Raw genomic sequence first — 11,773 nt, forward strand, 5'->3', positions numbered from 1 at the left:
GCTCATCAACATAACGATTTTCCGCCGCCCTCCTCCCGCATCCGTTCAAGCAGAAATCCATTCAATGCGGCGGCCGCCCGTCCATAAAAAACAGCATTCCAGTTCATGTGGGCAAAATCCGACCGCCTCCCGGCATAAAGGCGGCACGTCTTCCTTGCAGCGCCGGATTTCTTCCTCTTCTTCCCGCCAGAGCAGGACGCGGACGCGGTCGCGGTAGACGATATACAACCGCGCATCTTCCCGTTCTTTTCCGTCAGCCAACAGCAGCGGGGTGTCCTCCCGTTCCTCCGGCCCAAAAAACTCGAGCAAATGGTCGGTCACCTTCGCCAACACAAGGCCGTAATGAAGCGGGGATGGGAACGCGGCCCGAAGCAGAAGCGGGCGGTGCCGCTCAATCGCCTTCAACAGCGAAAAAGCGGAGCGAAGCGGCGGGGCGGTTTCGCAATACGCCTCGACCACGCGGCGAAGAAACAGACCGACCGCACACGGCCAGGCGGGCAAGGCAGGATGACAGGCGACACTCATATTGGCCCCCCTTTTATGCATGTTTTTCCAACTGTTCAAGTACAGCATAAATGGAACTCCACGACCGCTTGACAAAATAAATGGGCTTGTCTTTGCTTTTCGCTTTCTCTTTCACCTTTTTCGCCAAGTTATGGTTAATGTAATCGATCATCACCAAGACGGCGGCCACATGTTCCGGAATGTCACGCTTCACCATATTCACCTTCCGCCCGTTCAGATGAATGATCTCACGAAACCCGGAATTCGCCAATTTATCGGTTATGTTGCCTAAATGATCCGCACCTACAACAAGCAGCGATGCCATACCGCCATCCTCCTTCATCATTTCTCTCTGCCTTTATTTTAATTGAGAATGATTCTCTATGTCAATGATAATGATATATATTTTCATTTAACAGATTTCTGAAAGAAGCCTTGCTTCTGACTGAACGGGAACGAGGCGGCGGCCGTTCACCTGTCTTTCGCACGTCCGCTTATAAATTTCGTCCTAACCGGCAAACTATTGGTGCAGGGGATTTCATCATGATAAGGGGGATGACCAATGGCAAAAGACGTTCTTTGCGAAGTGCGCAACTGCCATTATTGGGCGGATGGGAATCGCTGCAACGCTGATGCGATTTACGTCGTCAGCCATGCCGGGAACATGGCGTCCGATTCGTCAGAAACGGACTGCAAAACGTTTGTTCCTGCTGATGAAGCATAACGGTTCAGCGAATCAAGCGCTGCCCGGCTGACCGGGCGGCGCTTACATCGTTAGAGGGGGATGACGATGGACAAGCGCGCCAGCCTCATTAAGGCGTTCAAAGAGGAAATCAAGCGGGCCCGTCCGGCGTCCTACCCGGTCTGCATTGATTCCTTCACGAATTTATGGCAGTACGAGTTTGGTTCATTCGAGCAGTTGCCGCCCGATATTGAGCGGCTTGTCGCCTACCGGGCGGCTGAACTCGGATTGATGGACGATGATGGTTAAGGCAGGCATCAAGATGAAGCGAGCGCCCCGCTTAAAGGCGGGACGCTCGCTTTTCCGCTTCCGGGATCAACGTTTTCAGCTCGCGGCGCAACAGTTTTTGCGCCGCATTGCGCGGCAGTGCGTCGATGAAATAAATGCGCGCCGGCACTTTGTATTTGGCGAGCCGCTGGCGGCAAAATTGCTTTAGTTCGTCCTCATCGGCCGCCGCTCCTTGCTTTCGTTTTACAAACGCATACGGCACTTGCCCCCACGTTTCATCTTCCACACCGGTCACCCCGGCTTCTTCGACATCGGGATGTGACAACAGCACCGCTTCAATTTCAGCAGGGTAGACGTTCTCCCCGCCGGAAATGATGAGATCGGAGCGGCGGTCGAGCACGTACAAAAACCCCTCCTCATCGACATACCCAATGTCGCCGGTGTAAAACCAACCGTCGCGGAGCGCCCGCTCCGTCGCCTCGGGGCGGTGCAAGTATCCTTTCGTCACGTTCGGCCCTTTGACGACAATTTCCCCGGCTTCATACGGCGCGGCTTGTTTTCCGTCTTGCATGATGCATAGCTCGGCCGGAAAAAGCGGCTTGCCGGCGGAGCCGAGTTTCGTCAGGCTGTATTCAGGCGCCAACGTCACGATTTGCGACGACGTTTCCGTCATCCCGTACGTCTGGTATACCGGAATGCCTTTTTCCTTGCACGCCTCAAGCAGCGGCTGCGGCGCCGGCCCGCCGCCAAGCAGCATGCAGCGGAACGTATCCGGATAGCGCGCTTCCCCGAGCTCGGCCACCATCCGTTGCAGCATGGCGGCCACGACCGACATGATCGTCACCTGTCCGCCCATAATCAAGCCGTTCGCTTCCTTCGGGTCAAATGACGGCTGAATGTACATCGGCATGCCGTAAATGACGCTGCGCATGGCGATCGACAAGCCGCTGATGTGAAACAGCGGCACGGCCGCAAGCCAGCAGTCGCCTTCGTGCAACCCGAGATTGAGCGCCGAGCCGACCGCGCTCCACCAATGGTTGCCGTACGTTTGCAGCACGCCTTTCGGGGTGCCGGTCGTTCCCGATGTGTACATGATCGTCGCCGTCTCGTCCAACTCGACCGTTTCCTTGAGCGGAACGTCCGCTTCCAAAAGCGCCGCAAGCGCGCCTATCGTCACCACCCGTCCGTCGCCGCCGAAGCGGTCAGCCAAGCCATCATCAGCGATCACCAAACACGCGCCGCTGTCATCGAGCTGCCAGCCAAGCTCATAGGGCGTGAGGCGCACGTTTTGCAGCAAGGCGCGGGCGCCGAGCAAAAACAAGGCATGGACGATCTCGATCATCTCGATGCGGTTTTTCATCAAAACGGCCACGATGTCGCCTTCCCGAACGCCCGCTGCGGCGAGGCGGCGCGCCCATGACGCTGACGCTTCGTACAGTTCGGCAAACGTTTTCGCCCGCTCCCCGTCACGAACGGCCGTCCGCTCCGGGGTTAAAAACGCCCGCTGCTTCAGCCAGTTTGGCATTGTAGTCATGCGTTCTCCTCCTTTCGGCCGTTTGGCGTGCCGGCCCATCACGCGCGGCGCCGCCGTCCCCAACGGGCGGCACGGCGTTCCTTAGGTCGGTCGCCGTTCCCGGCAAAAAACGCCATCCGCCACGGAAACGCCCCCGTTCCGGCGGTGCAAACACGGCGCGGAGGTTCGCCCCGCCGGCGGCGAGATGCGAAAAAGCAGCTTGATGCGGCATCAAGCTGCTTTTCCGTTCTCACGGAAAACGCGGGAACTGGCCGAAATCCGGCTTCCGTTTTTCCTTAAACGCCCGCATTCCTTCTTTCGCTTCTTCCGTCGTATAGAAAAGAAGCGTCGCATCGCCGGCGAGCTGCTGAATGCCGGCCAAGCCGTCGGAATCGGCGTTGAACGCCGCTTTTAAGAAGCGAATGGCGGTCGGGCTTTTCTCCAAAATTTCCTGCGCCCATTTGACCGTTTCTTCCTCGAGCTGTTCAAGCGGCACGACTTTGTTCACAAGCCCCATCTCGAGCGCTTCTTGGGCGTTGTACTGGCGGCACAAATACCAAATTTCCCGCGCCTTTTTATGGCCGACGATGCGCGCCAAATAGCCGGCGCCGTAACCGCCGTCAAAGCTGCCGACTTTCGGCCCCGTTTGGCCGAAGATGGCGTTGTCGGCCGCAATCGTCAAGTCGCAGACGACATGGAGCACATGGCCGCCGCCGATGGCGTAGCCGGCGACCATCGCGATGACCGGCTTCGGGATGATGCGGATGAGCCGCTGCAAATCGAGCACGTTGAGGCGCGGAATTTCGTCTTCGCCGACATAACCGCCATGGCCGCGCACTTTTTGATCCCCGCCCGAGCAAAACGCCTTGCCGCCTGCACCGGTCAAAATGATGACGCCGATGTTCGAATCGTCGCGCGCCCGCGCGAACGCATCAATCATTTCCGTTACCGTTTTCGGACGAAACGCATTATGTACTTCCGGGCGGTTGATCGTAATTTTGGCGATGCCGTTGTACGTTTCGTAAATAATATCCTCATAATCGTACTCTTTCACCCATTCAAACGGCATTTACACTTCCCCCTTTTTAATGAATTCACTTACTATTTTAGCAAAAATGCCGGGTTGTTCCACATGAATTGCATGTCCGGCGTCTTCGACACAGACAAGCTCGCTGTTTGCCAGCCGTGCATGCATATCGGCAGCGATGCGGCAAAATTTATCATCATGCTTCCCGCACAAAAGAAGCACAGGCATGGCCAGTTCGCCAAGCCGCTCCCACCATGACGGCTGCATGCCGGTCCCCATCCCGCGCAAGCTGTTGGCCAGTCCTTGTTCCGTATGGCGAAGCCGCTCGCGGCGAATGGCCTCCCGCACCGGCTTCGGGAGCCGCTTTTGCGTCGCAAAAAGTGGAAGCTGCTCCCAATCATCGACAAAGGCGCGGACGCCATCCCGCTCGATCCGCTGCGCAAGCGCCTCATCCGCTTCCCGCCGGGCGCGCCGCTCCGCTTCCGTCTTCAGCCCCGGCGAACTGCTCTCAAGCACTAAGCGGCGGACGCGGTGCGGATGCCATATAGCAAAGCTCAAGGCGAGCCGCCCGCCCATCGAATAGCCGAGCACGTTCGCCTTTTCGATGCCCACGTTATCAAGAAGCGCCGCCAAGTCGGCCGCCGCCTGCTCCATCCGATACCGATCCGCACTCTTTGGCGCTTCTGTCCGCCCGTGCCCAGGCAAATCAACCGCGATCAGACGGAACTCCGGCCAAGACGGAACGAGCGGCGCCCATGTGTCCGCGCTGCCGGTAAACCCGTGCAGCAATAAGAGCGGCTCCCCTTCCCCATATTGTTTCACATGGTAACGAATCCCATTCACTTCCATCGTTCTTCCGTTCCTTTTTGTTCGAGAACTGCTGCGATTTCCTGGGAAACACGTTCCCACAAAAAACGATGCATTTGGACATTTTCCGCGCGCGACGTGCGCACTTCGATGACATTCAGTCCGCCTTTGTCGAGCGATTCGACGACACAGCGGCGAAATTCATCCCATGTGCGCGGTGCCGCATAACGGCCGCCGTACATCTCGACCGCATGGGAAAACGACAAATCGGTCGGCGTGCCAAACAGCGTCTCAAACGGCCCTTCATGGCGCGCCTGCGGCAAAAAGGAGAAAATGCCGCCGCCGTTATTGTTCAGCAATACGATCGTCGCCTGCAGCCCGTGCATCTTGGCCGCCAACAAGCCGTTTAAGTCATGGTAAAACGACAAATCACCGATGACAAGCACGAGCGGACGGGCCGCAGTGCTAGCGCCCAACGCGCTTGAGACGACGCCGTCAATGCCGTTGGCGCCGCGGTTGGCGAGAACGCGAAGCGGCTTGTCCGTCGACCAGAAAAACGTATCCGCATCGCGGATCGGCATGCTGTTGCCAACAAACAACGATGCACCCGGCGGCAGCAATTCCGCCAGTTCGACGAACACGGTTCCTTCAAACCATTCGTCTTTTGGCAAGTGCTGCCGCAGCAACGTGCGGGCGATGTCGTTGATCTCGCGCCATGTCATCGACCAGGCGCTCTCCTTTCGCTTCGGCTCGGCGGTGTCAAGCAGTTGCCGGCACAGCGCCGTTTCATCGCTTTGAACAATGGAAGCAGCCGACAGCGTCGGGTCGCGCCAGCCGCCGTCATCGACGACGATTTGGCGGATCGAGCGATGCCGCTTCAGCCATAACAGGAGCGGCTTGGACACCGGCATGGCGCCAAACCGGAGCACGACATCGGGCACGAGCTTGGACGCGATCGCTTCGTCTTTTAAAATGGCGTCATAGCTGTCGATCACATATGTTTTGTCATGCGAACCGGCGCGCAGCTGTGACAGCGGATCAGCCAAAATTGGAAAATCAAGCGCCCGCGCAAGCGCGGTGACCGCTTCGGCAAAGCCGGGCTGGTCAAGCGGTCCGCACACAATCAGCCCCCGTTTGGCTGCGGCCAGCTCTTCATAAAGGGCGGCCGCGCTTTCATCGGAAACCGTCGGCCGGCCGTTCACAACGCGCGGCGCCCGTCTAAGCGCCCGCACGTGTTCCCAGACGTCATCGTTGATTTCCGGGACAAGCGGCTCGCGAAACGGCAAGTTGACATGCACCGGCCCGGCCGGCGCGGCGGCAGCCACCCCGGCCGCTCTTGCCGCCATCGCCTGCGCATAGCCAAGCATCTGATCCGTCTCTTCCGGGAGCGCTAAATCGACAAACCATTTTGCGTAGCGGCCGTATAAGTGCAATTGGTCAATCGCCTGCGGCGCGCCCATATCGCGCAGTTCGTGCGGCCGGTCGGCCGTCAGCACGACAAGCGGCACACGCGAATAGTGCGCCTCGACAACCGCCGGCAAATAATTGGCCGCCGCCGTGCCTGACGTGCACACTAACGCGACCGGCCGCTGTTTCGCTTTCGCCATGCCAAGGGCAAAAAACGCGGCCGACCGCTCATCGATGTGGACGGAAAAACGGAGGCCGCGATGCTTTGCCATGGCCATCGCGAGCGGCGTTGAACGCGAGCCAGGGCTGATGACGGCTTCTGTCACCCCCGCTTGCACAAGCCCGTCGACAAAAGCGGCCACATAACATGACAGCGCGTCAGTCATCGTTCATCACTCCTAAGGCTGATAACATCGGGGCCATTTTCACGTTCGTCTCCTCGTACTCGCTTTCCGGACTCGAGTGCGCGACAATGCCGCAGCCGGCAAAAAGCGTCGCCTTGTCCCCGTCAAGCAGGCCGGAACGGATCGCGACCGCCCATTCCCCGTTGCCGTCGCCGTCCACCCAGCCGATCGGGGCGGCGTACCACCCGCGGTCAAGCGGCTCAAGAGCGCGGATCGCTTCCATCGCCCGTTCGCGCGGCGTCCCGCCAAGCGCCGGCGTCGGGTGCATCATTTCCACGAGGTGCAGCACCGATGGCTCCCGGCAGCCGCGGCCGACAACCGGCGTGCACAAATGTTGGATATGCGGCAGCTTGAGAAGCTGCGGCCCGTCCGGCATCTCCACCGTCTCACAAACGGACGAAAACAAGCGGCGGATCATGTGCACGACGAATTGATGCTCCTCGCGGTTTTTCGAATCGGCTTGCAGCCAGGCGCCAAGCTGCTCATCTTCCCCGGCGGTTCTCCCGCGGCGCGCGGAACCGGCCAGGCAAACCGAGCGGCACGCTTCCCCTTCTTTTTGAACAAGCTGCTCCGGCGAAGCGCCAATAAAACAGCGGCCATCTTGTTCAAACGCAAAAAGGTACGCAAACGGCTGCTGCTCGCGAAGCCGCGTCAGCACAAAAGCGGCGTCCATTTTTCCGCTGAACCTCAACCGCCGGGCGCGGGCGAGGACTACTTTATCCAGCGCGCCGGCGCGAATCGAGGTGATCGCTTCTCGCACCGCGGCGAGCCACCGCTCTTTTTCTTCCTCTTCATCCGCGACGAGCGCCGGAAGCGCCGCCGAAAACGGCGCCGGCTCCCCGACCCGTCCAAGCAGCCGCCCGATCCGCTCTATTTCCCGTTCTCCGCTGCCGGCTGGCAGCGTGACCGTCAGCTGCGCCCGCCCGTTTCTGACCGAGAGAAGCACGACCGGCGCGATCAATTTTCCGGCCGGAAAGCCGCGCCATACGGATGTGCGCGGCCGATGCGGGTCAAAAGAAAACCCGCCAAACAGCAGCGGCGGCATATCGGCTTCACCGTGCCGTTCGACTTGTCCGGCCCATCGTTGGCGCTCTTGCTCGACATAATGAAACCGCCCGCCTTTTTCCTCTGTTTCCACTGCATAGGCCGAGCCAAGGCCGACCAGGATGGTGCCGCCGCTCCGGTCAGACCAAAAAAACCGCTCCCGAAATCCGCAAGCCGGCCCTTGCATAAAAAAAGAAACCGGATCGATGTCTTCCAACGGTTCCGTCCAGCTGACAAACGGCCGCGCGGCACTCGCCGCCAGCCTTTGCAGTTGTTGTTGGATTTTATGTTGAAATACAATCGCCACGACCCTCACGCTTTCTTTCGTAAGATTCCTTCTCCCTCCCCTACTTTTCATTATATATAATAGGAAATCATTTATCTATCGGAAAGGGTTGACACACTTTAAACGTTTTCCTACACTTATTTTGAACGTAAATGAACTATATTTTCATGAAATTAAGGGGAAATAGACATGCAACCATCTACACATATCGACCATCGGCCGCCGGCCCGCCGCGACTGGCGCGTCTTTTGGCGGCTGACACGGCCGCATACGCTGACGGCGGCGTTTGTGCCGGTATGCGTCGGCACAGTGTTGGCGCTTGGCGAAACGGCGGTCCGCTTCTCGCTCTTTGCGGCGATGCTGGTCGCTTCGCTGCTCATTCAGGCTGCGACGAACATGTTTAACGAATATTACGACTACAAGCGCGGCCTCGATTCGCCGGAATCGGTCGGCATCGGCGGCGCCATCGTCCGCGATGGCCTCGAACCGAGAACCGTGTTGGCGCTGGCGTTCAGCTGTTTTGGGGCGGCGATGCTGATCGGCGTTTACATTTGCATGCAAAGCAGTTGGTGGCTTGCGGTCATCGGGATCGTTTGTATGGCGGCCGGCTACTTTTACACCGGCGGGCCCGTTCCGATCGCCTACACGCCGTTCGGCGAGCTTGCCGCCGGGTTTTTCATGGGATTTATGATCATCCTGATTTCATTTTTCGTCCAAACGGGCCATGTGAGCGCGAAAGCGGCATTGGTGGCGGTTCCGGTCGCCATTTTAGTCGGCGCCATTTTGCTCGCCAATAATATCCGCGATCTCGACGGCGACCGTGAAAAAGGAAGAAAAACGCTCGCCATTTTAGTCGGGCGCGGCTGGGCGATTCGCGTGCTCGCCATGATGTTTGCCGTCTCGTTTCTTTGGATTGTGGCGCTCGTTTTGTTTGGCACCGTGCCGTTTTGGACGCTGCTTGCCCTGCTGAGCGCGCCAAAAGCGGTGGCAGCGGCGCGCGGATTTATCGGCAAAACGAAACCGGCCGAGATGATGCCGGCGATGAAAGCAACCGCCCAAACGAATACACAGTTTGGCTTTTTGCTCGCCATCGGCTTGCTTGTCGGCCAATGGCTGTAAACACGGTCGAAACGGCCGTGTTTTTTTTTGATTTTCGCCCATACTACACCATATAGACTCCTGCGGCGAACCATTCGCCGCCGACGGAAGGGGGAAACGATCCCTCTGTTTGAAAGGCTCCAAACATTTTCAAGTTCGAATACATGCAAGACAGACGCTGCAAGGAAGGGGTTGCAACCGATGTTGACGAACGAACAACTCGCCGCCTTCCGCTCCACATTGCTCGAGATGAAGCGGGACATTGAAGAACGGCTGACACAAAACGACCATTTCGGCATGACGCGCAGCCACGCCCATGATGGGGTCGGCGAACTGGCCAGTTACGACAACCACCCCGCCGATGAGGCGACCGAACTGTATGAGCGGGAAAAAGATTTGGCGTTGGATGACCATACGGAGCGCGAATTTCACGAGATTGAACGGGCGCTTAAAGCCATTGACGAAGGCACGTACGGGATTTGCCGCACATGCGGCCAGCCGATTCCGTACGAGCGGCTCGAGGCGCTGCCGACGACGCTTTATTGCCGGGAACACAGCCCGGACCAAACCGTTTCGCAAAAACGTCCACTCGAAGAAGGGGTGCTCATGCCGCCGTTTGGCAAATTCGATTTTGACGACCGCGACGAATCGGTCGCCTATGACGCCGAGGACGCCTGGCAGGAAGTCGCCCGCTACGGCTCATCGGACACACCTTCCGATCTTGGCAAAAATGTTGACTATTACGGGGAAGTGTACGCTGAATCGGAAGAGAACGTCGGCTATGTTGAAGACTTGGAAAATTTCGCGGCGGTCGACTTGTATGGGAACGATGTGCACGTCTACCCGACGCGGAAGCACGAATGGCTCGAAAACATCTTAGATGATGAGGGCATCATGTCCAACATCGGTGACTTGCCGGCGTATGAAAAAGACCCGTATACGGTAAAAGGAAGCCACCGCCGCTACGATGAACGCCCGACCCAACAAAGCTTCGGAGAACGCAATCCGTAAACAAGGCCATCCGTGTGATGGCCTTTTTGAAACGGGGAAGAGGCGTTTCCGAAAAAGGCGCCCATGAAAGACGGGGGAAAGCAAACACGCATGCGGTCCAAGGGCGGATGGACAACAGGGGCGCCGCCGGTTCCAAGGGCGGCTCGAAAACCGGCAAAGGGAAGCAGGACGGCTTTTGAACGAACGAGCGTTTGAACTGGCAAGGACGCGTGTTCCGATGCCGCTTCCAACACAATGAACGCATCGTTTTCCAATGTTTTTTGAACGAACGCATCGTTTTCCATGATTTTTGAAACGGCACAAGGACGTGTTCCGTAGTACATAACGGAATGTTGTGAAATCTTGGACGGAGGCGAAACGATGAACGCACACGAAATTGATTACCAGCTGTACGGCGATGACATGCAGTTTGTCGAGATTGAACTCGACCCGCGCGAAAGCGTCATTGCGGAAGCAGGCGGCATGATGATGAATGGATGACGGCATTACCATGGAGACGGTGTTCGGCGACGGCTCCTCGGCTGGAAGAGGGCTGCTCGGCCGCCTCGTCGGCGCCGGGAAACGGCTGCTCACCGGGGAAAGTTTGTTTATGACCGTGTTCACAAACCAAGGAAGCGACAAGCGCCGCGTCGCCTTTGCCGCCCCGTATCCGGGAAAAATTATCCCGGTCGATTTGAGCCAACTGGGCGGGAAGCTCATCTGCCAAAAGGACTCGTTTTTATGCGCCGCCAAAGGGGTTTCCGTCGGCATCGAATTTCAACGCAAGCTCGGCGCCGGCTTTTTCGGCGGCGAAGGGTTTATTATGCAAAAGTTGGAAGGCGACGGGCTCGCCTTTTTGCACGCCGGCGGGACGATCCACCGCCGCGAACTGCAGCCGGGGGAAAAGCTGCGCATTGACACCGGCTGTCTTGTCGCCATGACGAAAGACGTCGACTACGACATCGAATACGTCGGCAACATCAAAACCGCCTTCTTCGGCGGCGAAGGGCTGTTTTTGGCGACCGTCACCGGCCCCGGGGCGGTGTGGGTGCAGTCGCTCCCGTTCAGCCGGCTCGCTGACCGCGTGCTCGCCGCCGCTCCGGGCGGCGGCGGACGATCGGTCGGCGAAGGCAGCATCCTTGGCGGCATCGGCGATTGGCTAGATGGCGACGGCTGAAACGAAATCAGGCGTTCGGGTAGAATGCCGGCTGTTCCGCCAACGCGAAACGGAGCGTTCGGGCAGAATGCCGGCCGGTTCCGCCAACGCGAAACGGGCCGCTCGGGCAGAATGCCGGCTGTTCCGTCAACGCGAAACGGGGCGTTCGGGCAGAATGCCGGCCGATCTCGCCAACGCAAAACGGGGCGTTCGGGCAGAATGCCGGCCGGTTCCGCCAACGCGAAACGGGGCGTTCGGGCAGAATGCCGGCCGGTTCCGCCAACGCAAAACGGGGCGTTCCAACAGGACGCCCCGTTTTGTTCATGCCGTTTCCGCTGCGGCCCGGCGACGGTCATACATCCGACCTCTTCCCTTGCAAGCCGCCGCTCCTTGGCCGCCGTTTTGCCTCCGCACAAGAAACCGTCCTAAGCCCGCGTTTGGCGACGATGGAATCGATCGTTCCAACCGGTCCGGCCGGGAACGATTCATCATGCCAAAGCCGAATTCGTGATGACGGGCGGCCGGTCGTTTCCGCCGCCGGGATGATTCGAAGCGGCCGCACTCGTC

12 protein-coding genes and 1 pseudogene are annotated in these 11,773 nt (G+C 58.6%); 5 read left to right on the forward strand and 8 right to left on the reverse strand.

Annotated elements, in window-relative coordinates; translation table 11 throughout:
• Positions 1 to 45: 45 nt before the first annotated feature.
• Both M493_RS13855 and M493_RS13860 read right to left on the reverse strand, forming a co-directional pair.
• Positions 46 to 525, reverse strand: coding sequence for a hypothetical protein (locus M493_RS13855; protein WP_020961000.1), 480 nt, complete (start codon positions 523 to 525; stop codon positions 46 to 48).
• A gap of 13 nt (positions 526 to 538) precedes the next feature.
• Complete coding sequence (locus M493_RS13860) at positions 539 to 829, reverse strand: DUF2325 domain-containing protein (RefSeq protein WP_020961001.1); 291 nt, start codon at positions 827 to 829, stop codon at positions 539 to 541.
• 237 nt (positions 830 to 1,066) lie between these two features.
• Here M493_RS13860 and M493_RS17830 point away from each other — a divergent pair, with 237 nt between their 5' ends.
• A complete protein-coding gene (locus M493_RS17830; protein ID WP_020961002.1) occupies positions 1,067 to 1,228 on the forward strand; it encodes a DUF1540 domain-containing protein in 162 nt (53 codons plus the stop codon).
• Between the two features lie 66 nt (positions 1,229 to 1,294).
• Positions 1,295 to 1,495, forward strand: coding sequence for a hypothetical protein (locus M493_RS13865; RefSeq protein WP_020961003.1), 201 nt, complete (start codon positions 1,295 to 1,297; stop codon positions 1,493 to 1,495).
• Between the two features lie 31 nt (positions 1,496 to 1,526).
• On the opposite strand, the gene M493_RS13870 is transcribed toward M493_RS13865, so the two are convergent.
• From M493_RS13870 to M493_RS13890, 5 genes are all read right to left on the reverse strand, one after another.
• Complete coding sequence (locus M493_RS13870) at positions 1,527 to 3,008, reverse strand: o-succinylbenzoate--CoA ligase (RefSeq protein ID WP_023817714.1); 1,482 nt, start codon at positions 3,006 to 3,008, stop codon at positions 1,527 to 1,529.
• 229 nt (positions 3,009 to 3,237) lie between these two features.
• Positions 3,238 to 4,056, reverse strand: a complete 819-nt coding sequence (gene menB, locus M493_RS13875) for a 1,4-dihydroxy-2-naphthoyl-CoA synthase (RefSeq protein ID WP_020961005.1) — start codon at positions 4,054 to 4,056, stop codon at positions 3,238 to 3,240.
• Positions 4,057 to 4,863 (reverse strand): 2-succinyl-6-hydroxy-2,4-cyclohexadiene-1-carboxylate synthase, encoded by an 807-nt coding sequence (gene menH, locus M493_RS13880; protein ID WP_020961006.1) that lies wholly within the window; start codon positions 4,861 to 4,863, stop codon positions 4,057 to 4,059.
• Complete coding sequence (gene menD, locus M493_RS13885; protein ID WP_020961007.1) at positions 4,854 to 6,614, reverse strand: 2-succinyl-5-enolpyruvyl-6-hydroxy-3-cyclohexene-1-carboxylic-acid synthase; 1,761 nt, start codon at positions 6,612 to 6,614, stop codon at positions 4,854 to 4,856. Before menD ends, menH begins: the two co-directional genes overlap by 10 nt.
• On the reverse strand, positions 6,607 to 7,983 hold the full coding sequence (locus M493_RS13890) for an isochorismate synthase (RefSeq protein WP_020961008.1): 1,377 nt from the start codon (positions 7,981 to 7,983) through the stop codon (positions 6,607 to 6,609). Before M493_RS13890 ends, menD begins: the two co-directional genes overlap by 8 nt.
• 168 nt (positions 7,984 to 8,151) lie before the next feature.
• Between M493_RS13890 and M493_RS13895 the strand changes: the two genes are divergently transcribed.
• The 3 genes and pseudogenes from M493_RS13895 to M493_RS13905 all read left to right on the forward strand — a co-directional run bounded on the left by M493_RS13895 (position 8,152) and on the right by M493_RS13905 (position 11,227).
• Positions 8,152 to 9,081 carry a 1,4-dihydroxy-2-naphthoate polyprenyltransferase gene (locus M493_RS13895; RefSeq protein WP_020961009.1) on the forward strand — a complete coding sequence of 310 codons (930 nt, stop codon included), beginning with the start codon at positions 8,152 to 8,154 and terminating at the stop codon, positions 9,079 to 9,081.
• A gap of 180 nt (positions 9,082 to 9,261) precedes the next feature.
• A complete protein-coding gene (locus M493_RS13900) occupies positions 9,262 to 10,071 on the forward strand; it encodes a yteA family sporulation protein (protein ID WP_020961010.1) in 810 nt (269 codons plus the stop codon).
• Positions 10,072 to 10,431: 360 nt separating this feature from the next.
• A pseudogene (locus M493_RS13905) lies at positions 10,432 to 11,227 on the forward strand (TIGR00266 family protein).
• A 331-nt stretch (positions 11,228 to 11,558) separates the two neighbouring features.
• Here M493_RS13905 and M493_RS18345 read toward each other — a convergent pair.
• On the reverse strand, positions 11,559 to 11,768 hold the full coding sequence (locus tag M493_RS18345; protein ID WP_128754842.1) for a hypothetical protein: 210 nt from the start codon (positions 11,766 to 11,768) through the stop codon (positions 11,559 to 11,561).
• Positions 11,769 to 11,773: the final 5 nt, after the last annotated feature.

Source organism: Geobacillus genomosp. 3, from assembly GCF_000445995.2.
In the GTDB taxonomy this organism is placed as follows: domain Bacteria; phylum Bacillota; class Bacilli; order Bacillales; family Anoxybacillaceae; genus Geobacillus.